At 67.6% G+C, this 25387-nt stretch carries 19 protein-coding genes; 3 read left to right on the forward strand and 16 right to left on the reverse strand.

The window, feature by feature from the left end; genetic code table 11:
* Nucleotides 1-98: 98 nt before the first annotated feature.
* Entirely contained in the window at nucleotides 99-647 is a 549-nt protein-coding gene (locus CFB35_RS28725) for a TetR/AcrR family transcriptional regulator (protein WP_059581361.1), read from the reverse strand.
* A 726-nt stretch (nucleotides 648-1373) separates the two neighbouring features.
* Between CFB35_RS28725 and CFB35_RS28730 the strand changes: the two genes are divergently transcribed.
* Both CFB35_RS28730 and CFB35_RS28735 read left to right on the forward strand, forming a co-directional pair.
* A complete protein-coding gene (locus CFB35_RS28730) occupies nucleotides 1374-2375 on the forward strand; it encodes an FHA domain-containing protein (RefSeq protein ID WP_059581358.1) in 1002 nt (333 codons plus the stop codon).
* Entirely contained in the window at nucleotides 2372-6418 is a 4047-nt protein-coding gene (locus tag CFB35_RS28735) for a TOMM system kinase/cyclase fusion protein (RefSeq protein WP_059582166.1), read from the forward strand. Before CFB35_RS28730 ends, CFB35_RS28735 begins: the two co-directional genes overlap by 4 nt.
* A 423-nt stretch (nucleotides 6419-6841) precedes the next feature.
* On the opposite strand, the gene CFB35_RS28745 is transcribed toward CFB35_RS28735, so the two are convergent.
* From CFB35_RS28745 to CFB35_RS28790, 10 genes are all read right to left on the reverse strand, one after another.
* Nucleotides 6842-7414, reverse strand: coding sequence for an AidA/PixA family protein (locus CFB35_RS28745; protein ID WP_059581353.1), 573 nt, complete (start codon nucleotides 7412-7414; stop codon nucleotides 6842-6844).
* 128 nt (nucleotides 7415-7542) lie between these two features.
* Entirely contained in the window at nucleotides 7543-8097 is a 555-nt protein-coding gene (locus tag CFB35_RS28750) for an AidA/PixA family protein (protein WP_059581350.1), read from the reverse strand.
* A gap of 242 nt (nucleotides 8098-8339) precedes the next feature.
* The gene (locus CFB35_RS28755) at nucleotides 8340-9524 is read right to left on the reverse strand and encodes an NAD(P)/FAD-dependent oxidoreductase (protein ID WP_081066502.1); all 1185 of its coding nucleotides are present in this window, start codon (nucleotides 9522-9524) and stop codon (nucleotides 8340-8342) included.
* A gap of 9 nt (nucleotides 9525-9533) precedes the next feature.
* Nucleotides 9534-11654 carry a LodA/GoxA family CTQ-dependent oxidase gene (locus CFB35_RS28760; protein ID WP_059581347.1) on the reverse strand — a complete coding sequence of 707 codons (2121 nt, stop codon included), beginning with the start codon at nucleotides 11652-11654 and terminating at the stop codon, nucleotides 9534-9536.
* Between the two features lie 82 nt (nucleotides 11655-11736).
* The gene (locus CFB35_RS28765; RefSeq protein WP_124659251.1) at nucleotides 11737-13014 is read right to left on the reverse strand and encodes a hypothetical protein; all 1278 of its coding nucleotides are present in this window, start codon (nucleotides 13012-13014) and stop codon (nucleotides 11737-11739) included.
* A gap of 371 nt (nucleotides 13015-13385) precedes the next feature.
* Complete coding sequence (locus CFB35_RS28770) at nucleotides 13386-14477, reverse strand: porin (protein WP_059581342.1); 1092 nt, start codon at nucleotides 14475-14477, stop codon at nucleotides 13386-13388.
* Between the two features lie 168 nt (nucleotides 14478-14645).
* On the reverse strand, nucleotides 14646-15368 hold the full coding sequence (locus CFB35_RS28775) for an SDR family NAD(P)-dependent oxidoreductase (RefSeq protein ID WP_059581339.1): 723 nt from the start codon (nucleotides 15366-15368) through the stop codon (nucleotides 14646-14648).
* On the reverse strand, nucleotides 15346-16467 hold the full coding sequence (locus tag CFB35_RS28780) for a 2,3-butanediol dehydrogenase (RefSeq protein WP_059581336.1): 1122 nt from the start codon (nucleotides 16465-16467) through the stop codon (nucleotides 15346-15348). The genes CFB35_RS28775 and CFB35_RS28780 overlap by 23 nt, the downstream gene beginning before the upstream one ends.
* 1 nt (nucleotide 16468) lies before the next feature.
* Nucleotides 16469-17773: an MFS transporter gene (locus CFB35_RS28785; RefSeq protein ID WP_059581334.1), complete on the reverse strand. Its 1305-nt coding sequence runs from the start codon at nucleotides 17771-17773 to the stop codon at nucleotides 16469-16471.
* Between the two features lie 18 nt (nucleotides 17774-17791).
* Nucleotides 17792-18325, reverse strand: a complete 534-nt coding sequence (locus CFB35_RS28790; protein ID WP_059581331.1) for a 2,4'-dihydroxyacetophenone dioxygenase family protein — start codon at nucleotides 18323-18325, stop codon at nucleotides 17792-17794.
* A 176-nt stretch (nucleotides 18326-18501) separates the two neighbouring features.
* Here CFB35_RS28790 and CFB35_RS28795 point away from each other — a divergent pair, with 176 nt between their 5' ends.
* Nucleotides 18502-19482, forward strand: coding sequence for a helix-turn-helix domain-containing protein (locus CFB35_RS28795; RefSeq protein WP_059581328.1), 981 nt, complete (start codon nucleotides 18502-18504; stop codon nucleotides 19480-19482).
* A gap of 89 nt (nucleotides 19483-19571) precedes the next feature.
* Here the strand turns inward: CFB35_RS28795 and CFB35_RS28800 are convergent, their stop codons facing one another.
* The 5 genes from CFB35_RS28800 to CFB35_RS28820 form a co-directional block, all read right to left on the reverse strand.
* Nucleotides 19572-21137, reverse strand: a complete 1566-nt coding sequence (locus tag CFB35_RS28800; RefSeq protein WP_059581325.1) for a GMC family oxidoreductase — start codon at nucleotides 21135-21137, stop codon at nucleotides 19572-19574.
* Nucleotides 21138-21324: 187 nt separating this feature from the next.
* Nucleotides 21325-22293, reverse strand: coding sequence for a helix-turn-helix domain-containing protein (locus CFB35_RS28805; protein ID WP_060011764.1), 969 nt, complete (start codon nucleotides 22291-22293; stop codon nucleotides 21325-21327).
* Between the two features lie 203 nt (nucleotides 22294-22496).
* Entirely contained in the window at nucleotides 22497-23291 is a 795-nt protein-coding gene (locus CFB35_RS28810; protein ID WP_059581320.1) for a hypothetical protein, read from the reverse strand.
* Between the two features lie 155 nt (nucleotides 23292-23446).
* Complete coding sequence (locus CFB35_RS28815; RefSeq protein WP_059581317.1) at nucleotides 23447-24394, reverse strand: aldo/keto reductase; 948 nt, start codon at nucleotides 24392-24394, stop codon at nucleotides 23447-23449.
* 347 nt (nucleotides 24395-24741) lie between these two features.
* Nucleotides 24742-25362, reverse strand: coding sequence for a LysE/ArgO family amino acid transporter (locus CFB35_RS28820; RefSeq protein ID WP_059581314.1), 621 nt, complete (start codon nucleotides 25360-25362; stop codon nucleotides 24742-24744).
* Nucleotides 25363-25387 lie beyond the last annotated feature (25 nt).

The raw sequence follows: 25387 nt of genomic DNA on the forward strand, positions 1-25387 counted from the left end.
GTTCAGTATGATCACGCGAGCGAGGCGGGGCCAATTAAAAAAACCAATCGGTTCAAAACGATTGGTCTATCGCGAAGCGGGCCGACCGCGGACGAGCGTCAAAGGAGGCGTAGCGCTTGCATGAATGCGCCGACGGCGTCGCCTTCGGCCTCGGCGGGCAAATTGCGCTCGATGCAATAGCCGGCAAAGAACACCGTCACGATCGTGGCGATGGTCGCGGCAGGCAGGTGATGAGGCTCGGCCTCGATATTTTCGATGATCTGCGGGATCAGCCGATGGTGATACGCGCCGACGACTTCGCGCACGCGGTCGGACAACGACGGGAATTCACGCAGCGAATTGACGGAGAAACAACCTACGCAGCCGTCGTCTTGCGCATCGCCCAGCCGCAGGAAGCGCTCGATGTTGCCGTAACTTTTCGGCTCCGCGGTAAGGATCTGCAGCGCCCCGCGATGTTCGTAGTAGTAGAGGAGGGTATGCAGGAACAAGTCTTCCTTGTCCCCGAACTCCGCATAGAGCCCCGACTTGTTGACGCCCGACGCCCGTTCCAGCTGCTGGAGCGACGTGCCGGCGAAGCCGTACTTCCAAAAGAGCGGGAGGACCTTTTGCAACACGCCTTCGCGACTGAATTTTTTGGGTCTGCCCATGTCCGTCACACCATGAGATGATTTGCAAACATTTTAAACCGAACGGTTTTTTTGGGGGCCGGGCGAATCGATACGGCGACCGGCGGGGTGCGGGGCTGTATCCGGTGTCGCGGCCGTTCGATCGACTACCCCATGTGCATCGTCGCGCCGACATACCCACGTTAGCCGGCTATCCCGAAAGGCATGAGCGGCGCGGCTTGATTTACGGACGGGTTAAACGGCATCGATTATAAAAACGCCAGGGAAAATTATTTAAACAATCGAAACGGTGTGATTTTATTTTCGCTCGGGCAAACAAAATTTCCGTGTTGGCAAAGGTCATTAATCCCGCTCTGTCATTCAATGTCGCCATACCGGTCGGATGTATGTCTGGCGGCGATTTGCGAGACGATGAATAATTTCGACCCCTTATTGGTAACCCGGAAATTTATCGGAAACGTAAAGGATTGCAATATGAAGTCGTTATCCGTGCATTCCGGTTGCGGGGCATGATTTTATTTGGCAGGATTTCATCGGGCGCCCGATTTTAAAACAACAAAGCGATCGACAGTTCAATTTGCTGAAATAACGTGCGATGCCGGGGCGACCCCTTGCAAGACAGCTGATCGGAAAAACAGGTAACGAGGCGGCGAACGTGCGACCGTTCGCGATCATTGAATCAATCGCTTGTCCGGCAACGTCGATGCGGCACTCGAACGATCCGGGCGAATCCGACACGGGGCGGCCATGGCGATACTCAAGAACGACGCTTCCGGAGAAGCATGCCTGCTCCGCGCGTATCACGTGTTCGGCCGCGACGACGCGCGCTGCGACACGGTCATCCGGGACGGCTCGGTGTCCCGCGTCCATGCCCATGTCCGCTGGGCCGGCGGGCTCTGGGAACTCCACGATCACAGCAGCAACGGCACGTCGGTATCGGGCGTATCGCTGCGCGACGGCGAGCATGCGGTGCTGCGGCAAGGCGACGTGATTCGCTTCGGCAGGGCCGGCATCGCGCCCTGGCGCGTCGAATCGCTCGACGATCCGGCCGATACGCTGTGGCCGATCCGCGGCGCCGTCGCGCCGATCGTGCTCGCGCCGCGCCAGATCCTGCCGGCCCCTGCCGCGCAGCCGGTCACGATCGTCCGATCGCCGGCCGGCGAATGGCTGTGCGACGACACGCTGCCGCCGCGCGCGCTCCATGACGGCGACGAAGTGTCGACCGGCGACTTCGCATGGCGCCTCGCCCTCGCGCGCCAAGGCTCGACGGTGACGCTCGCCGCCCACGCCGATCCGGCCGCGCCGGCGCAACTGCTCGAATTCTTCGTCAGCCGGAACGAGGAGCACGTGCGCATGCTGCTGCATGTCCGCGGCGGCGTGGTCGACCTCGGCGAGCGCGCCCATCACTACAGCCTCGTCACGCTCGCCCGCGCGCGCTCGGCCGACAGGCAGGCCGGCCACGACGCCGCCACGCAGGGATGGATCGAGCTCGACCGGCTCGCGCGCATGCTCGGCATCGACACATCCCACGTCAACGTGCAGATTCATCGCGCCCGGAGCCAGTTCGCGGCGCTGCCCGGGCTGGGCGCCAGCCAGCTCGTCGAGCGTCGGCGCGGCAGCGTCCGCTTCGGCGATGTTCCGTTCCGGATCGTGCGCGGCGAGCATCTCGAATGCGAGTGGGTGCCGACCGGCGGACCGCGTCCCGGCGCGCCGCGCGCGGTGCCGGGCCCGGTCGTCCATTGTCCGTGAACGCCGGAGGCCCGGCCGTGCTGCCGATCGTGTCCCGCGCGCCCGCCGGGCCGGATGCATCTGAACCGCCGAGGCATGCGGCGCCTTTCGCGACGCTCGCCGGCAGATGGCATTACCGGCTCGGCGCGCTGCTCGGCGAAGGCGGCAACGGCGTGGTGTTTCGGGCGACCTGCGACGAGACGGGGCTCGCGGTCGCGATCAAGCTGATGCGCGACGACGCCGCGTTGATCGCGCCGGAGCGCATGCGCCGGCGTGCGCGCTTCCGGCGCGAGACGAGCCTGTGCGAGGCGCTGCGGCATCCGAACATCGTGGCGCTGCTGGACCAGGGGCAGGCGCCCGACGGGCGGCTGTTCGCGGTATTCGAACTGGTCGAGGGCCGGACGCTGCGCGACCGGCTCGCCGCGGACGGGCCGCTGTCGGCCCTCGACACCGGGCGGCTGATGACGGAAGTGCTCGACGCGCTCGCGGCCGCCCATCGGCGCGGCATCGTGCATCGCGATCTGAAGCCGCAGAACGTCGTGATCGCGATGGCCGACGACGGGCCGCACGCGAAGCTGCTCGATTTCGGCATCGGCGCGTTGCTGCCCGGTACCGAAGACATCACGCGTCGGACCGCGACGCTCGCGACCGAGGTGCTCGGCTCGCCGCCCTACTGTGCGCCCGAGCAATTGCGCAACGAGCCGCCGACGCCCGCCAGCGACCTGTATGCGTGGGGCCTGATCGTGCTCGAATGCCTGACCGGCGAGGTCGTCATGCAGGGCGCGAGCGTGGCCGAGATCCTCCATCAGCAGCTGAGCCCCGTGGATGTCGCGCTTCCACCGCCGATCGCGGCGCTGCCGCTCGGCGCGGTTCTGCGGCATGCGCTGAACAAGAATCCTCGGCAGCGCGCCGCGTCGGCCGACGCGCTCGCGGCGCAGTTTCGTGCGCTCAACTTCGCCGCGCTCGTCGGCCGGTTCGACACCGGTTGCACCGGCCGCCGCGCGCGTGCGCGCTCGCTTGGGTCGCGCGGCGAGACGATCGCGGAGGGGGGCGAGTACCGGCAGATCACCACGCTGTGCTGCTGCGTGACGATCGCCGGAGAGGGCCGCCAACGTCGTGCCGGAACCGAGCAGGGGATGGCGCTCGACGGCTACGAGGCGCAGTGGCTGACGAAGTGCGCCGATATCGCGATCGGTTACGGCGCGCACGCGGGTGGACGGCTCGGCGACACGCTGCTGTTCCATTTCGGCCTGCAAGGGGACATCGACTGGCCCGCGCGTCGCGCGGCGCGGGCGGCGCTCGACATCGTGCGCGTCGCCGAGCGTGCGCGGCTGCCGGTGCCGTCGGCCGCCGGCGGCAGTGCCGGCGGCGCGGAAGAAGGCTGGCGAGTCGAAGTGGCCGCCGCGATTCACGTCGGGCAGATGCTCGCGCATGCGTCGCACATGTCGGGCGCGTCGACGCCGGCCGCGGCGTCGCGGCTGCTGCGGCTGGCCAGGCCCGGACAGATCCTGATCAGCGACGATGCGCGGCTCGTGCTCGAACGGCATGCCGATTCGCGTCCGACCGCGTTGCGGCTGCCGCGCGCGGGCCTCGTGTCGCAGCCGGTTCATGAATTGCTCGGCGAGCGGCACGCCGATACGCCGTTCGATTCGCTCGACGCGGGCAGGCGGACGCCCATGGTCGGCCGCGCGCGCGAATTCGACGTGCTGTTGCGCGCGTGGCAGGACACGCACGAGCGGCATCGTCGCGCGATGCGTGGCGAGCAGCCGCGCGGCGTGCCGCGGCTCGTCGTCGGCGATGTGGGCTTCGGCAAGTCGCGGCTCGTGCACGAACTGTGCGAGGCCGTGCGGACGCGCGGCCATGCCTTTGCGCATTGCGGGTGCCTGCCCGAACGCGAGAATCATGCGTTGTTTCCGGTCCTGAGATTCATCGCCTCGCACTGGCACGTCGACGCCGACCACGCGCCCGGCGCCGCGCTCGCGGCGATCGACGCGATGATCGCACCGCTCGATTGCGACCATGCGGCGGCGCGTGTCGCGCTCGCGGCCTGGCTCGGGCTGCCCTGCGATGCGAACGGGCTCCTGTGGTCGAGCGCGCGCGAACAGCACGCGCTGTTCGACGTCCTCGAGCAACTGATCGTGTCGCTCGGCAACGGCGCGCCGGTGCTGCTCGTGATCGAGGACGTTCAGTGGCTCGATCGCTCGACCGAGGATTTTCTCGCGTATCTGCAGCACTCGCCGCGCGCGGCGGCACTGTGCATCGTGCTCACGTCGCGCCCCGACAAGCTCGCGCGCTGGCGCGGCGCGACCGACCGCCTGGTGCTGCGCCGCCTGCCGCGCGACGACGCGCAGCGCCTGATGTCGGCGCATCTGGGCCCGGGCGCGTTCGATCCGGCGTGGCTCGACCGACTCGCCGATCGCACCGCGGGCATCCCGCTGTTCATCGAGGCCGTCGCCCGCGAACTGACGGTGAGCGGCGCGGACGGTCCGATTGCCGAGCCAGCGGCAACGGACCCGTACCCGCTGCCGCTCGGTCTCGGCGGCATGCTCGGCCTGGCCTTCGACCGGATCGACGACGCGCGCGACACCGCGCAGTTGGCCGCGACCATCGGGCTCGAAGTGGATGCGCAATTGCTCGCCGACGCGTCGCCGCACGATCGCGCCACGCTCGACGCACATCTGCGGCTGCTGCTCGAAGAGCGGATCGTGTACGCGCAGCATCGGCGCGACCGCGTGTTCTATGCGTTCCGCCATGCGCTGATTCGCGACGCCGCGTACGAATCGATGCCGCCTGCCGTACGGCGCGGCAATCATGCGCGCGTCGGCCGTGCGCTGCTCGCGCAGGCCGATCGCGGTGCCGGTGCGCATGCGTTCGGCGTCGCCGCGCACTTCGCGCGCGCAGGCGCGTACGCGGACGCGATCGCGCACGGCATCGATGCGGCGCATCGCGCGCTCGAGCGTTCGCGATACGACGACGCGATCCGCTACGGGCAGGCCGTGTCCGACTGGCTCGCTACTGCCGATCACGCGCGGCGCGAGCACGACAGTGCGCGCATCCGCGCCACGTTGACGCACGCGACGATGGCGCGATTCGGCTGGGCCGACCCGCGGGTGCGCGAGCATGCGGAGCAGTTGCTGCGGCAGACGCAGACGCTCGACGATCCCGAACTTGAGATCAGCGCGCTGTGGACGCTGTCGACGTACTACCACGTCGCCGGCGACCGTCCGACCGTGCGCCGGATCGGCAAGCGGCTCGACACGCTGGCGACCGAGCGCGGCGATGCGGGCGTGCAGGTCGCGGCGGACGCGATGCGCGGTATGAGCCTGTGGATCGACGGCGACTATGCGCGCGCCCGTGCCGCGTTCGACGCGGTGCTGGCTGGCTACGACGTGCGACGCGACGCGGGGCACCGGCGCGTCCTGGCGCTCGATACGCGCGCGTGGGCGATGGCGTCGCTCGCCAGCGTGCGCTGGTGCATGGACGACGATCCGCAGCCGTCGTTCGCGATGGCGCGCGAAGCCGTCTATTGCGCGACCTGTCTCGATCATCTGCCGACGCTCGGCGTCACGATGCTATACCTCGCGCGCACGCATCAGCTCGCCGGAGACCGCGACGCGGCGCGAGCGGTGTCGGAAGCGATTCTCCGCCTCGCGGACGAGCACCGGCTGCGGGCAGTCGGGCATTACGCCGCGATCATTCATGCGTGGGCGCAACGCGATCGCGCGGGCGTCGTCGCGCACCTCGATGCGCAGCGGCAGTCGGGCGGCCTGCTCGGCATGACCTACTACGCGTCGTTGCTTGCCGAGCTGGATGCCGAACGCGGCGACTACGGCGCGGCGCTCGCGCAGGTCGGACAGTGTCTCGCCTGGTGCGAATCGAGCGGCGAACGGTATTACGAAGCCCAGCTGTTGCTCAAGCAGGCCGAGTTCTTGCGCCGGGCCGATCCGCGCTGCGGCGGCGTGGCCGCGCTCGATGCGTGCCGGCGCGCAGCCGAAATTGCAACGACGGCGGGCATGGGCCGGATCGCGAGGCTCGCCGAGGCGACGTTGCAGTCGTTGCCGTAAGCCGTTCAAACCGACATTCAGCAGAGCAGACGACCGCGCGACCGTCATCCGGGCGATCGCCCTCGCCTGGCATTCGCCGACGTTTCTCGACAAGCTCGAGGCCGGTCCGCCGCACGCTGACGACGCGGCGCTCCGGAGTGCGCTCGACGCGGCCGGTATCGACATTGAAAGGGAGTCCGAACTGACTATCGCGATCGCCGATACGCACGACCGCGACGATCTCGCCGTATGCGTCGCCCGCGCGGCGGTGTGACGAAGCGGAGCTTAATCCGGCGCTGCGGTTTCCATGACCTGGCCTCGGGTCCGCCCGTGGCCGGCTGCGGGATGGAACCGCCAACGGGAAAGCGGAGAATGAGCCGAGGTCGTCCGCCGGGCATGGTCCGGCGCCTTGTTCCGGGTTGCGTCCAAGGCGCCGGCTCGAGTTCACCTGTCGGTGATGGTGATGTACGGATCCCAGGTGACATAGCCCTTCAACTGCGCGTGCCGGTCGTAAATCGCGACGACGAACGTATAGGTCTCGGTGCCGGGGCTGAGCACGGTGGCTTGCGCGTAGTAGTCCGCGCGCGGCTCTTCGTTCACGCGGTTGTTGTCGGGCCAGCCCGGCGCGGGATAAGGCTCGGTGACGTTGGCGGTGAGGTACGAAACCTGCCCAAGCCGATTGGGACCGATCGCAGTGAAGCGATACAGGAAGCACTTGTAGTCCGCCGTGTCGGTCAACGACACGGTGCGCCAGCGGATCACGTCGTTGACGCTGGCCTTGATCCGCAAATTGCTGCCCGCCTCGCCCTGGTCGACGCCCTGCAACGGGCCCTGGCCGTAGCCGTACGCCGCATTCGCCAGCGTGGTGATCATGTAGACGGTGTCGGGATTCTGGCCGAGAGGGGTCGGCGCATCCGGACGCTTGCTGAGCGAGTTGGCGTTCCTGTTCAGGATTTCCTCGACATCGAACGCGGTCAGGACGTCGATGATGTTGTAGGTGCTCAGAATTTCAGGCATGACAGCTCCTTTTCGATTGTACGGCGTTGAAAAAACGATGCTTCGGCCAGCGGCGCCGATGCAGTACGGACCGCCGGGCGCATGAAGCCGGCGCGGCCCTTCCCGACATGCGGGGCGCCCGTGCGCGTTCAGTTGCGGATCGTGATGGACGGGTCCCACTGGAAGTAGCCCACCAGCTCGCCGTTGCGCTGATACATCGCCACGACGAACGTATAGGTGGCCGAGCCCTGGCTGCGCGCCGTGGCTTGCCAGTAGAAGTCCGAGCCGGGTCGTTCCTTCACGCCGTTGTTCGGCCAGCCCGGTGCCGGATCGGGTTCGCTCGGGTAGGTATGTTCGAACGTCGGCTGAGACAGCGGCGGGTCGTTCGGGGAGGTGACCGAGAGGAACTTGAACGTGTGGATGAAGCACTGGTAGTCCGCGACGTCGGTCAGCGAGACGGTGCGCCACCGGACGATGTCGTTGACCTCGACGCGCATGCTCAAGTTGCTGCCGGCCTGGCCGGAAATGACGTTCCTGTCCGTGGTGATCATGTAGACCTCGTCGTAGCCGTTGGACGGCAACGGAGTCGGTCTGGTCGGATCCTGGCTGAGCTGCTTGCCCGGCTTTTGATAGCCGAGGATTTTTTCGACGTCGAACGCGGTCAGGACGTCGACGATGTTGTAGGTACTCAAGATCTGGGACATGGCAGTTCCTTTCACGCTTGATCGTTGGCGAAACACGCCGCCGCGCGACGATGCCCGGGGCGCTTGCACCTCACTCGTCCTGCGAGACCGCGTTCGGGAAGAACGCGGACCTCGCAGGCGTAACGACAGCGTAGGAAGAATCGGATTGCGAAGCGATTACACGCGGTTACAGCGTGCGTGTGACGACGCATGCGGCGTGCGATGGTGTCGGTGCGGGACAGCAACCGTGTCGCGCAAGGCGTTCAGGCAAGGCTCGACGCCTCGGTGCACTGCCGCCAGAAATCCGCTGCCGGCCAGCGCTGCTCGAGGCCGTAGAAGTGATGCCGCATCTGCAGGTAGCGCCGGTATTGCGCGTCGACCATCCGCGCGAACGCTTCCAGTGCATGCGGATCGCCATCCATGTGCTTCCGGATGGTTTCCGCTGCGGCAATGCCGTTCGAGATCGATTTGACGATGCCTTGTGCCGTGATCGGATCGTAGGCCGAGGCGGCGTCCCCGATCGCCAGCCAGTTGTCGCCGTACAGTCGATCGAGGTGATGCGACGGCGCTGGATACGACTTCACGCGCAGATCGGACAGATCGAGGCCCAGGTCGCACACGAGCTGCCATGTGCGCCGCGCGGCCTGCAGCATGCGACGCCATGACTCCGCCCGATACAGCCGCATCGTCCGGACTGCCGGCGCATGCGTGGCGAACATAACGACGACCATCCTGCCGGGCACCGATGCGAGGTACCACCAGCCATGCTCGACCGCTTCGAGGTGTGTGAGCATCGAAGCAGGCGCGCCGGTGTCCGGCCGCGCAAGCCTTGCCGCGATGCAGATCAGCGGATTCGCGTCGAGCCGTGTCGCGCCGCGTTGCCGGGCGAATGCCGCGCGCGCGCCGCTGGCATCCACGACGAAATCCGCCTGAACGCGCGACGCGACATGGGTCGCCCGTCCCAGGCTCAATGTATGCCCGGACGGGGCATGCGGCGCGGATGCCAGCAACGTATGGCCGGTCAGCAATTCCGCCCCGGCGGCGCGCGCCTGCGAGGCGAGGAATGCGTCGAACCTGCGCCGGTCGAGATGCCAGCCATGCCCGTGCGGGCTCAGCACGGAGTCGTTATAGCCGCGTTTGTCGCTGCCCCAGTACGAGCAGCTGCCGTAGCAAGGCTCGTGCGCTTGCGCGACGAAGGCGGCGTCGATGCCGAGGCGGCGGAACAGAATCCGGCTCTCCGGCGGAATGCTTTCGCCGATCCGCGCGTCGGCATAGGAACCGGCCTCGACGAGCAGAATGTCGGCGATGCCGGCCCTTGCCAATGCCAGCGCGCAACTGCTGCCCGCCGGCCCGCCGCCGATCACCGCGACCCGGTAGCGGGCCCGGTCGGGTGCCGGTGCGGCCGGGCGTTCGATGGACGGCGTCTGCACGATCCGTTCGGCGAGCATCGTGCGACCTCAGCTGTTATCGGGCGGCAGGAGCGGGTCGGTCACGGTGTTGGGCCATGGCTGCACGAGGTTGCTGTAGTCCTTCTTGAAGAGGCTCTGCACTTCGAGGTAGTAGTTCGGCGGATACTTGCCGTCGTACTCGTCTATCGCTACGCCCTGTATCACGAAGCCGATCTTGTCCCAGTCGAGCAGGATGTCGACGCGATTCTGATAGCGCCCGACGTTCATGGCCGGCGAATTGAAGGTCTTGCTCGAATCCTGCTGAATGGCGGCCGTGCCTTCGCCGCGTACCGAGTAACGCTGCACGGGCAGCGCGCCGTGGTTCGCGACCAGGTCGTCGTAGGTGTAGACGGCCACTGGTCGCTGCGCGGGCCACGACCAGTACAGGGTCGTGTTCACGCCGCTATACACGTTGCTGCCATCCGGATCGATTTCGCCGCCCGGATTGGGTGTGGGCAAGTGGGTCGAGCAGGAGTTGTAGTCCGTGTGCCACGGAATCGCCATGAATTTGCACAGATCGCCTGGCTCGACCGGGTTGCCGCGCAGCGGGAAATAGCCGACGCCGAGGAACGGCTGGTTCGCGCTGACGGTCGTGTAGTCGAGCGGGCGCATGTTGATGCGGAACGGGCCGACCGCCGGGCCACCCGTGCGGCTGGTCTGCCAGTTCGGGTTGTACAGGTTGGGGTCGCGGACGATGAACGTCAGATCGATGCCGGGGCTGAACCGCCCGCCGAGGCAGTTCGACAGCACGTTCCGGTCGAGCGCCTCGCCCGGGCCGTACGATACCGGCGACGCTTGCTCGGACAGGCCGTTCGCCCATTGCCGGACGAAGAAGTACTGGGCGCGGGTCAGCGTCAGGAAGCTCGCTTGATTGTCGCCGAGCGCGAGCGGCATCAGCGGCGAGCCGACCGCTGCCGCTGGCGACCGCGGATCCGGATCCCGAATGAACGACATGATGTTGAACGGCGGCTTGGCGGCCGTCAGCTTGTCGATATTGTCGTGGCTCTTCATCGCCGTGGCCGGCAAATTGGTATTCCACATCTGCAACGACGCGGCCCGCAGGATCGGGAAGATGTATTCGTCGAACGACGGCCGGAAATCCTCCCGGTAAACGCCTTTGTCATGGATGTCGGGTCGCAGCCCGAATGTCTCGATCCACGTGGCCAGGATCTCGTCCCACAGCGTCACGATATTTCTCGTCTGAGGCGCGTACGACGGGTCGGTCGAGACCACCCATGCGCTGCTGTCGACGGCGCGGGCGGTACCGTCGTTGAACACGAGGATCGCCGTGACGGGGCCATCGCCGGTATCGTCGAGCCAGTTGTCGTTGTCGACGTCGTGCACCAGCGGAGCGTCGGCGTTGGCGCGGCCGTTGGCGTCGAATCCACACGCGAAGCCATATGCGCCCAGCACGAGCAGCCGCCCGTTCGATTCCGTGGTCAGCGCGCCCAGCGTGGTGATCGGATGGCTGCCCGTGCCGGGCGGCAGGTTCGCGACGTTCGACGCGGGAAACGCGACCGGATAGCGCGGCACGTCGACGATATCGCCGGTGGCCGAGCCGTAACTGGCTCGCGTGTTCTTGTCGAATGGGACGGTGCTGCGCGAGGACGCCTTGATCGCGCGCGGCCCGGCATCGATGATCAGCTTTTGCAGCCGTGTCTGGTTCGACGGATCGGACGTCGATGCAAAGCTCGCGTTGCGGATCGGCGGATGCTGGCCGTTCTCGTACGCGGCCAGTCCCGCCGGCGTCGCCTCCATGATCCAGCAGTTGGCCTTCTTGTTGGCGAGGTGCACGGTCCACACGATGTCCTTCACGACCTTGCCATCCACCGACGAACCGATCACGACTTCGGCGCCTGTCCCGGTCGGGTAACGTGTGAGCGCCGCGTCGTCGTACTGATAGATCCTGAAGCGCGCGGCTTGCCGCTTGAGGCGCCCCGCGGCGTCGCGCAGGTCGCTGCTCGTGATCGGCGTGCTTTCCGTGCCCGGCTTGATCGGCAGGCCGCCGGTGAGGGCCTGCCCGTCGAGAGGCAGGCCGGCCGAGGTCTCCGGCGCAATGTAGTACTCCTCGCTGCTACCGACACGCGCGAAGCCGATAGCGGGATGGATGCGTAACTTCGTGTTTGTCATGACGGGCCTCTGGAATCTCGATGGCGGTCGCGCAGGCGGTCGCCGTCCTGCACGGATGGATGGCAGCGAAACCGGGGCGACGCTATCGCCGGATCTGTGGGTTGTTCATGTACTTGCGCAACAGGATGTGGCTCGTGCTGATGTCCTTGCCCGGCAGCGTCAGCGTCAGGTCGTTCGTGTCGGTGACGGCCATCGTGTTGTGACAGCTGAAGCATTGATGCTTCGAAACCTGGTTCTGCGTGAAGGTCTCGATGACCGAGTTGGACAGTTTCGGCGTGCCGCGGATGGCCTTGGAGTCGAAATTCGGGCTCCAGTCCGGGTGGAACGGCTCGTCGGGATCCTTGATCCAGACCGCGCCCACTTCCCTGTAGTACTGCCAGATGGAGTTGTTCTTCACCAGGCGGGCCAGGATGTCGCCGTTGAGCTCCGTGATGTTGGCCTGGTTCGTGCTGTCGGCCCCGCCATACTGGTATTGCCGGCACACCTGCGTGACCGGCGCCAGGATCTGCGTCTTCTCGTCGATCGTCACCCGCGACGCATTGTTGACGTTGCAATCCGACGCCTTGGTGCCCGCCTGGTAGAACGTGAACGACTTGTCGGAAACCGGTTGCGACGGGCGCTGGTTGGGCTGGAAGTCCGGCGCGTTGTCGACGTGCTCGAACGTCGACCAGATCGCCTCCGGATGACCCTTGACGACCCACGCGATATGAAACCCGACCAGCGCGACCTTCACGGTGGCGGTGCTGGGTTGCGGCGGGATGCCGACCGCATTGCCCGTCTTCGCCAGCAACTGAATTCTCGCGGTGGTCGTGTAGAAGCGGCTCGTGTCTTCATTCGCGCCGACGATTTTCCACGCCGCCTTCAGCGACAGCGCGCCGGTGGTGAATTCGAGCGTGGGTCGCGCGTTCTGCATGCCGGCACGCGTGTACAGCTTGTTGGCGATCGAGAAATCGCGATAGATCGGATTGATGTACATGTTCGTGTAAACCGCGCGGCCATTCCGGTCGATCACGATGCCGAGCGAATCGGCCTGCTGCACGCCGTCCAGCACGTGCTCGGTGGGCAGCGCCACGCTAGGATCGATGGCTGCATCGGAATACAGGCTGTCGAAGCGCGGCGCGCCGTTCAGCGTGTCGGTGAGCCAAAGGAACGCGTGCCAGGAGAAGCGGTGGAAGTTGCAATTCTCGTTCTTGGGATCGTTCGGATCCTGGAACTGCGGATCGAGATAATTTGGCTCGGTGATGCCGGCGGAAGTAAACCACTGGTCGAATGCCGTGCACGGCTTTGCCGCCGCGGGCTGACTGAAACCGGCGCAGCAGCTGATCATCGCGACCGCCACGCAACTGCCAAGGTTTTTCATGCGCTTCTCCGCTCGTTCAAGGGTCGGTGGGGCAAGACGCCGGATGCGGTCCGACGCAGTGCGCTCGCCGTGCTGTCCGGCGTCGCAATGCGAAGCGAACGGTTTGCTGCATCGAGGATGGAAGTGGGGGCGACGGCAATTTCCGTTCGAACCCAAGGCTAGGTCGGCGATGTTCTCGAATCAATTACACGCGATTACGCCGCCGGGGCAGGTTGCAGACCGTGTTGCCGATGCCGGCCATTGAATCGAAAAAGGAAACGGCGTGACGATGCGAGACGGGCCCGTCCGGTTGCGACGCCGCTGCGATGCCGGCGCCGGTTACGCCGTACGCTCGTCGGCGCCGCGCGTGCGCCGGCGGAATGATCCGCCCATCAGAACCGCGCACTGATCCCCACCCGCGCGATCGACTGCAACGCGCCGCTCGCCGCGCCGTCCGCGTCCATCACGCCGTTGATCTGCGCGTGCCTGCCGCGGCTCGCGCGCTGATGCACGCCCGCGACGTACACCATCGTGCGCTTCGACAGCCAATACTGGACGGCGGCGAGCAACTGGTGCGCATGGGCATTGTCGAGCGTGTCGTTGCCCTTCATGTACGTGTAGCTCGCCCCGATCACCCAGGCCGGCGACGGATGCCATGCGGCGCCAGCTTCCGCCGACCACGCGAGCGCGCCGTTCCGCGCATTGCGCACGGTCGTGAAGAGCGCCTTCCCCGTGACCGTGCCGACCGTGTAGTGCATGCCGGCGCCCCAGTTGCGCACGCTGGTGGCGGGCATCCCGCCGGCCGCGCCGTATTTCTGATTCGTATAGGCGGCGCCCGCGCCGAACGGGCCGTTGTCGTAGCTTGCGCCGACGCTGACCGTGTTGTTCGCGCCGATCGATCCCGCGACGTTGCCGAAGCCGTACAGCGCGCCGATGGTTAGGCCCGACAGCGACGGGCTCGTGTACTTGACCGAATTCGCGACGCGATTGCTGCCGGCGACGCGGTCCCAGTCGAACGCGCCGGTCGGGTTGTTCGGTAGCGCGAGCCGGTCGAACGGCCCGTTGCGAAAGCCGTACAGGCCGACGAGATCCTGCGCGATCTCGTTGCCGCCGGCGGCGAGCGAATCGACCATGAACTCGTACTGGTTGCCGAGCGTCAGCGTGCCGTACCGGTCGTTCTGCAACCCGACATAGGCCGTGCGCGCGAACAGCCCGCCGCCGATGATCGAGCCGTTGCCGAGCGAATACTGGTTGACGAGCCGGAAGATCGCGCGCGTGCCCGCGCCGAGATCCTCCTTGCCTTCGAAGCCGAGCAGGTTCGGAAAGAAGATGTTGTCGCCGAATTTCGCGGCGCCGTGGCCGTCTTGATTGCTGACGTAGCTGATGCCGGCATCCATCAGCCCGAACATCGTCACGCTGCTCTGGGCGAATGCCGCGGCCGGAAGCGTGCAGGCCGCGAGCGCCAGAAGGGTCTTTTTCGTCATCTCCAAAGTGCTCCTCACATGTTTCCGATCGAGTCGGATATTTTTTAATGGGACTACTGATTGATACGAATAAACCGAACCGGGTGAACCCGGTTCAGCGACAATCGAAGGGAATCGCGATGTGCAACGGGCATCGGCGGGTCGCGCCGATGCGTCAAGCGTCGTGTGCTACACCGTCGAATACCCGCCGTCCACCGGCACGATCGCGCCGGTGACGAACGACGCGCCGGGCGAGCACAGGAACAGGATCACTTCCGCGACTTCGTCGGCCGTGCCCCAGCGCCCGAGCGGCGTGCGCTCGAGGATCCGTCGCGACGCCTGCGTGTCGGCCATCAGCCCGCTGCTGAGCGGCGTGTCGATCCAGCCCGGCGCGACCGCGTTCACGCGAATGCCGTGATCGGCCCACGCCTGCGCGAGCGAACGCGTGAGCTGCGCGATACCGCCCTTGCTCGCGCTGTACGCGGGCCGGTCCCTGCTGCCGAAGTACGTGTACATCGACGCGATATTGACGATGCTGCCGCCGTGGGCCGCCAGCGCGGGCAGCGCGGCGTCTGATGCTCGCATCACCGACGTCAGGTTCACGTTCAGCACGCGCTCGAACTGGTCCATTCGGTATTCGTCCGCGTGGCGGCTGATGCCGACGCCGTTGACGAGCACGTCGAGCCGCGGCAGCGCGGCGATCGTGCGCGTCAGTGCCGCGCCGTCGGCCACGTCGAGCTCCACGCACCGGACGCCGGCATGCACTGGCGCATGCGGGCCGGCCGCATCGAGCCCGAGGGCGACGACCGATGCGCCGGCCTGCGCGAACCGCAGCGCGGTGCGCGCGCCGATCCCCGACGTGCCGCCCGTCACGACGACGGACTGCCCTTCAAACGTCCACTGACGACTCATGCTCGACACTCCCGAGGGTGGATGCGCGGCGGGCCGGCCGCTGCGCGGGTGAAACGAGGATCTTGATCTGCGCGCGGTCGGCGAGCAGCGCGTCGAAGCCGTCGGTGACGGCGTCTTCGAGCGACACGGTGCGCGTGACGATCGACGTGAGGTCGAGCGCGCCCGACGCGACGATGCGCAGCAGGTCTTCGTACGCATGCCGATAGCCGACGCTCGCGGTGAAGGTCAGCTCGTCGTTGACCGCGCGGAACGCGTCGAAACCCGCGTGCGGCATCAGGCCGACCATCACGACGCGGCCGCCCTTGCGCAGCGCCTGCATCGCGGATTCGAACGTGACCTGCAATCCGGCCGCCTCGAAGCTCGTATCGACGCCGAGCCCGCCCGTGGCCGCGCGAATCGCGTCCTGCAACGCGGACACATCGAGCCCGCGCGGGTCGAACGCATGCGTCGCGCCGAAGCGCGTGGCGGCCGCGAGCCGTTCCGGCGACACGTCGACGGCGACGATCGTCGTCGCGCCCTGCAGCTTCGCGAGCATGATCAGCAGCAGGCCGATCGGCCCGAGCCCGAACACCGCGCAGGTGTCGCCGAGCCGCAGTTCGGCGCGCCGCAGCGCGTGCAGCGCGACGGCGGCCGGCTCCATCACCGCGGCCTGTTCGAGACTCACGCCGTCGGGCAGGCGATGCAGCATGTAGGCCGGCACGACCGCGAAGTCGGCCATCCCGCCGTCGCCCATCAGCCCGGCGAAGCCCATCGACACGCACAGGTTGTACGACCCCGAGCGGCAGTACGCGCACTGGCTGCAGCGATACTCGGGCTCGACCGCGACGCGGTCGCCGGTGCGCAGCGTCGTCACGCGTTCGCCGACTTCGACGACGGTGCCGCAGAACTCGTGGCCGAGCGTCAGCGGCGCGGTGCGGCGCGACAGCGGATGCGGCGCGTCGACCGGAATCGCGTGCGGGCCGTCCGCGTATTCGTGCAGGTCGCTGCCGCAGATGCCGCAATACGCGACCGCGATGCGCACGTCGCCTGGCCCGATGCGCGGCGTGTCGATTTCGACGAGACGGACGTCGCGCGCGCCATGCCATTGAAGTGCGCGCATGTCAGCGTCCTCCGAGGTTCTGCGTGTCGAGGCGGCCGGCGGTGGCGCCTGCCAGCGCGCGCTTGCGCAGCACGGCCGGCGCGGTTTCGACGAGGCCGAACGACAGCACGCACGCGAGGATCGCGCCGATGGTCGACGTCCACATCGCGAACTGCAGGCCATACCTGTCCGCCGCGAAGCCGGCGACGGTCGGCGCGACGAAGCCGCCGATCAGCTCGCCAGCGCCCATGATCAGCCCCAGTGCGCTCGCGATCGCGCGCGGCGGCACCGTTTCGGCCGGGATCGTCGCCATGAACAGCGTGAAGCAGCCCAGCCCCGTGTACGTGACGAACACGAGCGCGCCGAGCGCCCACACCGGGCCGACATGGATCAGCACGACCGGGCACACGGCTGCGATCAGCGCGAACGCGATCATCGTCGGCTTGCGGCCGATCCGGTCGGAGATCGCCGGCACGGCGAAGCCCCAGAACACCCACGCGGCGCCGAGGCAGGTCATCACGACGCCCATGCCGGACGGCGACAGGTGGCGGCTTTCCACGAGGAACACCGGCGCGAACGAGATGATCACGACGAACCACGTGAGGAAGAAGCAGCTGATCAGCACGCAGAGCAGGATGTTGCGTTCCTTCAGCAATGCCCAGCGGCTGACGTCGGCGCCGCGTGCGGCCGGTACCGCGGTGGTATCGGCCTGCGCGTGGCGCGCGCCGCCGGGCGGCATTTCGCGCACCCAGCGCCAGATGCCGAACGCGATCAGGAAGCCCGGAACGCACGACACGTAGAACGCCTCGCGCCAGCCGTATGCGGTGGCGATGCCGATCACGACCGGCGGGCCGATCATCGCGCCGAGCAGGCCAGCGGCCGAGCCCTGCAGCAGGCCCATGTTCAGCCCGCGTCGGCTCGGCGTCGAACTCGCGACCATCAGCGATTGCGACAGCGGCAGCACGGGGCCTTCGGCGATACCCATCAGCGCGCGAAACGCGATCAGGCTCGCGAAGCCGCCGACGAGGCCCGACAGCGCCGAGCACACGGAAAAGCCGAGCACGGCCGCGATCAGCAGCGGCTTGCGCGTGCCGCGCGCGTCGGACCACGCGCCGGTCGCAGCACCCGACAGCGCCCACGTGAGCGCGAGCGCGGACGACACCATGCCGAGCTGCGTGTTCGTCAGGTGCAGCTCGGCCGACATGAACGGGAACAAGAACGACAGCGCGAGGCGGTCGAAGAACACAAAGCCGAACGTCATGAACAGGATCAGCAGCAGCCTGTTCTCGTACGTCCAAGCAGGTCCGGAAGAGGGAGGGGATGTCATCGTGAGCCTCGCCGCGCGTCAGCGGAACAGTTTCTCGATCGCTTGCGCGCCGAGGCCGACCTTCTCGTAGTGCGCCTTGCACATCGCGATGTACGAATGCACGTCGAAGTAGCCGTCGGGATTGCCTTCTTCGTCGAGCCAGATCAGCGGGCCCTTGACGATGAAGAACGCGCGCATCGGTTCGGGGTGATCGAATGCGACGAGCGTGTGGCCTTCGCCCGGCGTCTCGTAGACGAAATCGCCGCGCGTTGCGGTCCATTCGTGTTCCAGGTAGCCCCATTTCCCGGACAGCGTGTACGCGAACACCTCGTGCGGGTGATAGTGCCGGTTCACGAGCCCGGCTTCCTTCGCCATCAGGATGTCGCACCATTTGTTCTGCGACGGCGAGATCCACAGCGGCCGCGACGACACCGTTTCGGTAAACGGAACGTAATAGCGCTCGTCGTCGGTGGCCGCGTTCGGGATGTAGGCTTCGGGGAGCGCATCGGGCTTGAACGGATTGGCAATCGCCGGGATGTTTTGCCAGAATTCGGATACGGCTTGGTCGACCACGGTCTGTCTCCTTGTATGGGTTGTCGTGGGCTCGACTTTAGTCAGCCGGTGCGCGCCGCTCTTGACTGGGCTGGACGAATTGCTTGATCGCGCCGGACATTGCATCGCACCAAGATCCAGACGAACCATTCCCCGATCGGTGCCGCTCCGCACGACTGGCGCCAGCAGGAGGCGACGTGACGAATTCGACCGTTCTTTCATGCACGCGAGGCTCGACGGCCGACGTGCCGGCGCGCGACAGGATGGCGTACTGGGATGCGTTCAACGCGGCGACGCTGGTCGGCCTGCGCTGCTCGTCGCTGTCGCCGGCCGGGCTCGAAGTCGAGAAGACCGACATCGCGCTGCCGGGCCTCGGCATCGCGGACATCAGCGGGCAGGATCACGTGATCGAGCGCGGCCCCGCGCTGGTGCGCCAGTTGCCGAAGGAGTCGCTGTTCGCGTGCCAGATCGTCAGCGGGCGCGCGTATTTCATCCAGCGCGACCGCTGCCTGCTCGCGGAAGCCGGCGATGTCGTCGTCTACGACACGCGCGTGCCCTATCTATTCGGATTCCTGACGCCGATGCGGCAGCTGCTGATCGATATCCCGATCACGACGTTCGACGACCGCCTCGATGCGGAGCTGGCCGCGCTGCCGCTGCGGATCGCGCCGAAGCCGGGTGCGGGCGCGATGCTCGGCGCGACGTTGCGCACGAGCGTCGAGCGGTTCATGAAGGCGCCCATCGAGCGCGACGCCGCGCGGTTCGCCGAGCATGCGCGCACGCTGGTCGCGGAACTCATCGACACCGAAGTGAACGGCGCGGGCGCATCGCGCGCGTCGCTGTCGTACCTGCTGACCGCAAAGCAGTACATCGCGACGCATCTCGGCGAGCCGGAGCTTGCGCCGCAAGCCGTCGCCGATGCGGTCGGGCTGTCGCTGCGGCATCTGGGTCGCCTCTTCGCGGCCGAAGGCGAGTCGATCACGCAGCACATCTGGTCCGAGCGGCTGTCGCACGCGCATCGCGAGCTGACGGATGCGCGGCTACGCAAGACGAGCGTCGGCGAGATCGCGTTTCGCTGGGGGTTCTCGAGCCAGGCGCACTTCAGCCGCGCGATCCGCGAGCGCTACGGCGCGTCGCCGATGGCGCTGCGCGATGCGGCGCGTGAGGCCGTGGGGTGACGCCGGCTTGCGGATGATTCGGCGGCCGCGCGTGCATCACGCGCCGCTTTCGTTTTCGGCGCGGTGGGGTGCAGCGCACGCGCATCGCGTCACGCTGTCAGCATGAACTCGGCGCAGCGCTCCGCGATCATGATCGTCGGCGCGTTCGTGTTGCCGGACACGATGCGCGGCATCACCGAGGCATCGCAGATCCGCAATCCGTCGACGCCCCGCACCGCGAGACGCGGCGTGACGACCGCGTGCGCGTCGCTGCCCATGCGGCACGTACCGGCCGGGTGATAGACGGTTTTCGCGCGACGCCGCACGTAGTCGGCGAGTGCGGCATCGGTCAGCGGCTCGGCTTCGCGGACGATGCACGCGAGCGACGGCGCGCGGAGGATCCGCCGCGCGAGCGCGACGCCGCGCACGAGGCCGTCGACGTCGGCCGGATCCGACAGCGCACCGCTGTCGAACTGGATCGGCGCGGCCGGATCGTTGCCGCGCAGCCGAACGGAGCCGCGCGAGCGTGGGCGGAGCAGGCACGGGTTGATCGACAGGCCGTGGCCGGGCAGCGGTTCGCGGTCGACGTCGCCGACGAGCGTCGGCAGCACGTGGAACTGGATGTCCGGGCGGCCGCTGCCGGTGGTGTCGACGAACGCGCCCGATTCGACGACGTTCGACGTCAGCAGGCCCGTGCGGCACATCAGCCATTGCAGCCCGTGCCGCAACGCCCGCCACCCGCGATCCTCGCCCAGCAGGCTGATGGGCGCATCGCTGCGGCCGTAGATCGATACCTCGAGGTGATCCTGGTAGTGCGCGCCGACGTCGCGGCTGTCGTGCAGCACGTCGATGCCGTGCGCGTGCAGGTGCGCGCCGGGGCCGATGCCCGACAGCATCAGCAGCTTCGGCGTGCTCAGTGCACCGGCCGCGAGCACGACGTCGGCGCGCGCGGCGGCCGATCCCGTCGCGCCGCTCGCGGTGCACCATTCGACGCCGCTCACGCGGCGGCCGTCGAACCGGATGCGCGTCACGCGGCAGCCTGTCAGCACGCGAAGGTTCGGATCGGCGATCGCGTCGGCCAGGTAGGTGGCCGCGGTGCTGCCGCGCTGCCCGTCGAAGATCGTCGTGTGATAGAAGCCGACGCCATGCTGCGCGGCGCCGTTGAAGTCGTCGTTGTACGCGATGCCGGCTTCCTGCGCGGCCTTCACGAACGCGAGGCTCAGCGGATGCCGAAAGCGCGTGTCGCCGACCTTCAACGGCCCGTCGGTGCCGTGGTACGGCTCCGAGAGCCGCAGATGCGATTCGGCGCGCTTGAACACGGGCAGCACGTCGTCCCATCCCCACCCGGTGCAGCCGAGCGCGGCCCAGTCGTCGTAGTCGTCGCGCGTGCCGCGCACGTACAGCATCGCGTTGACCGAGCTGCCGCCGCCGAGCGTGCGGCCCTGCGGCACGTAGGTCTTGCGTCCCGCCGCGCCCGGCTGCGGCTCGCTCTCGAACGTGACCGTGCGTTGCGTGCCGAGCACGCGGATGAACGTCGCCGGAATCCGGATGAACAGGCTGTCGTCCTTCGGGCCGTCCTCGAGCAGCAACACGCGCCGGCCGGCCTTCACCAGCCGGTGCGCAACCGTGCAGCCGGCCGAACCGCCGCCGACGACGATGTGGTCGTACGTCTCCATCCCGCTTCTTCTCCTGGCTGTCGGGCGGCGGAACGAGTGCCGCCGCGCACGAAGTCAGCTTAGCGAGCAGGTTGCGGCCCCATTTGCCCGAGGCGGACGCCGTGCTTGCCTCGCCGGGACATCGCAACAAGCGGCGGTGCGAGCGGGAAACGGGCCAACGCAAGCCCGTTATTGGCGTGAACGGACCCTAGCACGCCGCGGCCGGCGCGCGCGTGTCGCTCGGTGTCTCGCCGAACCGCGCGCGATAGCTGCGGCTGAAGTGCGCGCTGTTGTTGAAGCCCCAGCGGAACGCGATCTCGCTGACCGTCAGGTGCCTCAGCGACCGGTCGCGCAGGTCGGCGCGGCAGCGTTCGAGCCGCCGCGCGAGGATGTAGCGCGTGAGCGGCATCCCCTCGATCTCGAAGACGCGCGCGAGCTGGCGCGGCGACAGGTTGATCGCACGGCTGACCGACCGGCTGTCGAGGTCGTCGTCGGCAAGATGGCTGTCGATGAACGCCTTCGCGCGCGACAGCGTGTGGACCGTCGACTTCGTCGGCGACGCGTCGCCGTCGTGCAGCCGCAGCATCGACTGCACGAGATCGAGGATTGCGGCGGCGCGCCGTTCGCGCGCGTCGGGCGTCGGCTCCGGCGGCGCGGCGAGCAGCGCATACACCTGCCGCACGGCCCACGACGCGACGCCGTCGCCGCGGTCGATCTTGACGAGGCTGCGATAGCGCCACGGGCCGACGCGCGCCTCGAACACGTCGCGCGGCACGTCGAGCACGGTCATCGCCATGTCGGCGGGAAAGCCGTGACCGTACGGCATCGACGTGTCGTACAGCACGAGGTCGCCGGGCCCGTGCTGCATGCAGTCGACGTCCTGGAACGTATAGCCGTGCCCCTCGTGCATCAGGCAGATGAACACGGCGTCGCGCTGGTCCGCGTGGATGTTGTGCGGCGTGCGCACGACCGCGTGCCGGTTTGCGACGATGTCGCATGCGCGGAACAGCCCGAGATCGCGTCTGCGCAGCGACGCGTCGATCCCCTCGGACGACCTTCCGCTGCATTCGATCCGCACGAGCGTGCGCGCGACATGGTCGACCCAGAAGTCGACGCGCTCGGCGCCGCGTACGGCGCGCGTCGAGATCGTGGCGATCTCCGTGCTGGTGTCCGGCATGACGTTCTCCCGATGACGGCCCGAGCGGGGCAGTCTCGGGCACGCCGAACGCCGCGGTCAATCCGTGAAAGACCCGGGGCACGCGCGTAATGCGCTTGCAGTGGGGCGCGGCGGGCGGTTGCGTGGCCGATGTCCGTCCAGGTCAACGAAAGCGGCCGTGCGAGTCAAGACGCGTATGCGGCTTTGGGGCAGGCGTTGCCGGCTTACTTCGACTTCGATGAAGACGACGGCAACCCGAGCGGCACGTCCTCTGTGTAGCCCATCTTGCCGCCGCGGAACTCGACGCTCACGTGGCCCGGCCGCTGTGCGTCGGCGACGTTCGCGTAGATCGACGTCATCACCATGCCTGCGTCGCAGTCGAGCGCGATCGTGCGATCGACGCGGCCCGTCGCGATGTTCACGGCCCGCAGCGACTGCATCGCCACGCCGCACTTGTCGGACAGCGCGTAGACGCCGACCAGCATGTGCGTCTTGGTGCGATACCACATCGGGATATCGACGCTGCCGTCGAGCTGCGGGTGCCGGTCGTCGGTGTCGTTCAGCCGCCCGCCTTGGCTCAGCGTGATCGGCAGCGCGTTGCGGCCGTCGTCCCACGTGCCGGTCGCCGTTTTGCCGACGACGTTCAGCACGATCGGGCAGGGCTTCGGCCGTGACGGCGACGCGGCCGGCACGACCGGCGAGTCGGCGTTAGACGCGGGCGACGAGGCTTCGCACAGCGTCAGGCGGCCGTCGGACTCGCGCTGGCCCCGCAGCGGGATCGGCTTGCGATGCGTGTCGTAGTAGTAGCTGCCGTCGACGCGCCAGCGGCCCGCGTCGTTGCGGTTGAGGGTGTCGTAGGTCTGCAGCGACACGTGCACCGGCGCGTTGCCGATTGTGCCGGTGTAGTTCGCGATTTCGTACCAGCCCGCGAACGACACGGCCGGTGCGCAGGCGAGCAGCGCGGCAATCGTTGCGGCGAGCGGACGGGCATGCCGGGAGCGGCGGGCGAGGTGGATCATCGGTGGTTTTTTATGCGACGTGGATTCGGCGCGAAGAATCCCGATCGAGCTGCGCGGCCATCGGATGTCCGCCATTGTATCCATCCCGCGCGCATCGCAGGCAGGCCGCAGAACCGCAACGCCGTTTTCCCGGTCTGCCTGCCGCCGCCACGGACTCACGGCGCGCTGGCTTCGTCGATCTGGCGGATGTCGTCCTGATCGAGCTTGACGCGGATCGCTTCGCCGAGCAGTTCGAGCTGCTCGAGCGACGTCGCGCTCGCGATCGGCGCGGTGATCGTCGGCCGCGCGATCTGCCATGCGAGCGCGATCGCGGCCGGCTGCGTGCCGTGCTTCGCCGACACGGCGTCGAGCGCCGCGAGGATGCGCAGGCCGCGTTCGTTCAGATAGCCGGCGACGCGATCGCCGCGCACGCTCTTCTTCAGGTCGGCCGCGCTGCGATACTTGCCCGACAGGAACCCGCTCGCCAGTGCGTAGTAGTTGACGACGCCGAGCTTCAGGTCGCGCACGACCGGTTCGAGATCGCGTTCGTAGTCGGCGCGGTTGAGCAGGTTGTATTCCGGCTGGATGACCTGATACGCGGGCAGCCCGTCGCGCGCGCTGATGGCGGCGGCTTCGCGCAGGCGTGCGCCGCTGTAGTTCGACGCGCCGATGATGCGCACCTTGCCCGCTTCGATCAGCGTTTGATACGCGCCGAGCGTTTCTTCGAGCGGGGCCGTGTCGGCGAGATCGCGGTGCGAGAAATACAGGTCGATGTAGTCGGTCTGCAGGCGGCGCAGCGAATCGTCGGCAGCCTTCAGGATGTTGTCTTTCGACAGCCCGGCACGCGCGCCGAGCATGCCGACCTTGGTCGCGATCACGACCTGCTCGCGCTTGCCGGAGCGCTTCAGCCACTTGCCGAGGATCGTTTCCGATTCGCCGCCGTGGTTGCCGGGAACCCACGCCGAATAGACGTCGGCCGTGTCGATGAAGTTGATGCCGGTGTCGGCGAGCGCGTCGAGCAACGCGAACGATGCGTTTTCATCGACGGTCCAGCCGAAGACGTTGCCGCCGAACGCGAGCGGCGAAACCTGGATGCTGGATGTGCCGAGGGTGCGATGTGCCATGTTCCTCTCCGATAACTGCGGGTAACGGGATTGAACTGCGGGATGGGTCGAAGCGATCGCGGCGGGACGGCAGGGTGCGCGGTGCGGTTCCGCCATGGTCGCGGGACACCGGACATTCTCGCCGATCGCTTCGATTCGTGCAGGCGGCGCGCCGCCGCGATGGTGGACGGTTTGCGGCAGATGGCGGATACCGTGTCCGCTGCGTGAGCGCTCCGTGCGGCTGCGTTCGATCGGGAGCGAATTTTTTGCGACGGGTGCGCGACGGAAGGGGGCGGACTGCCCCGGTATTACGGCGGAGCGGGGGAAAGACGGGCGGCAGACCGCCGCCCGTGCGCGGGACGGTTCGGTCAGCGCAACTGCACGGCCGCGAGAAACAGCACCATGCCGCCGATCGCGCCATCCAGCACGCGCCACGCGACCGCCTTGCGGAACCACGGCGCCAGCAATCGCGCACCATAGCCGAGCCCGAGGAACCACACGACGCTGACCGTCATCGCGCCGATCGCGAACGCGAGCCGCGCGCCTTCCGGCTCGCGCGCGCCGGCCGTGCCGATCAGCAGGAACGTGTCGAGATACACGTGCGGGTTGAGCCACGTGAACGCGAGCGTCATCAGCACGATCGCGAGCGCGCCCTGCGGCGGCGGCGCGACCGCGTCGCCGCGCACGTCGAGCGTGTCGTGGCCCGGCTTGAACGCCCGGCGCAGCGCGTTGATGCCGAACCACGCAAGGTACGCGAGGCCGACGTACAGCACCGCATGAACGAAGGTCGGATAGCGCTCGACGAGCGCCGATGCGCCGCCGACGCCCGCGCCGATCAGGATCATGTCGGACACCGCGCACAGCAGCACGATCTTGCCGACGTGCGAGCGCATGATGCCCTGGCGCAGCACGAACGCGTTCTGCGCGCCGATGGTGACGATGAGCGACGCGCACAGTGCGGCGCCGTGGGAAAAAGCGAGCCAGTTCATGATTGGGGGGGAAAGCCGTGGAAGC

Source organism: Burkholderia sp. AU16482, assembly GCF_002223285.1.
Lineage (GTDB): Bacteria > Pseudomonadota > Gammaproteobacteria > Burkholderiales > Burkholderiaceae > Burkholderia > Burkholderia semiarida.

Coding starts and splice junctions, on each gene's coding strand:
- CFB35_RS28725 (WP_059581361.1), bottom strand. CDS start 647: ATGGGCAGACCCAAAAAATTCAGTCGCGAAGGCGTGTTGCAAAAGGTC.
- CFB35_RS28730 (WP_059581358.1), top strand. CDS start 1,374: ATGGCGATACTCAAGAACGACGCTTCCGGAGAAGCATGCCTGCTCCGC.
- CFB35_RS28745 (WP_059581353.1), bottom strand. CDS start 7,414: ATGCCTGAAATTCTGAGCACCTACAACATCATCGACGTCCTGACCGCG.
- CFB35_RS28750 (WP_059581350.1), bottom strand. CDS start 8,097: ATGTCCCAGATCTTGAGTACCTACAACATCGTCGACGTCCTGACCGCG.
- CFB35_RS28755 (WP_081066502.1), bottom strand. CDS start 9,524: ATGCTCGCCGAACGGATCGTGCAGACGCCGTCCATCGAACGCCCGGCC.
- CFB35_RS28760 (WP_059581347.1), bottom strand. CDS start 11,654: ATGACAAACACGAAGTTACGCATCCATCCCGCTATCGGCTTCGCGCGT.
- CFB35_RS28765 (WP_124659251.1), bottom strand. CDS start 13,014: ATGAAAAACCTTGGCAGTTGCGTGGCGGTCGCGATGATCAGCTGCTGC.
- CFB35_RS28770 (WP_059581342.1), bottom strand. CDS start 14,477: ATGACGAAAAAGACCCTTCTGGCGCTCGCGGCCTGCACGCTTCCGGCC.
- CFB35_RS28775 (WP_059581339.1), bottom strand. CDS start 15,368: ATGAGTCGTCAGTGGACGTTTGAAGGGCAGTCCGTCGTCGTGACGGGC.
- CFB35_RS28780 (WP_059581336.1), bottom strand. CDS start 16,467: ATGCGCGCACTTCAATGGCATGGCGCGCGCGACGTCCGTCTCGTCGAA.
- CFB35_RS28785 (WP_059581334.1), bottom strand. CDS start 17,773: ATGACATCCCCTCCCTCTTCCGGACCTGCTTGGACGTACGAGAACAGG.
- CFB35_RS28800 (WP_059581325.1), bottom strand. CDS start 21,137: ATGGAGACGTACGACCACATCGTCGTCGGCGGCGGTTCGGCCGGCTGC.
- CFB35_RS28805 (WP_060011764.1), bottom strand. CDS start 22,293: ATGCCGGACACCAGCACGGAGATCGCCACGATCTCGACGCGCGCCGTA.
- CFB35_RS28810 (WP_059581320.1), bottom strand. CDS start 23,291: ATGATCCACCTCGCCCGCCGCTCCCGGCATGCCCGTCCGCTCGCCGCA.
- CFB35_RS28815 (WP_059581317.1), bottom strand. CDS start 24,394: ATGGCACATCGCACCCTCGGCACATCCAGCATCCAGGTTTCGCCGCTC.
- CFB35_RS28820 (WP_059581314.1), bottom strand. CDS start 25,362: ATGAACTGGCTCGCTTTTTCCCACGGCGCCGCACTGTGCGCGTCGCTC.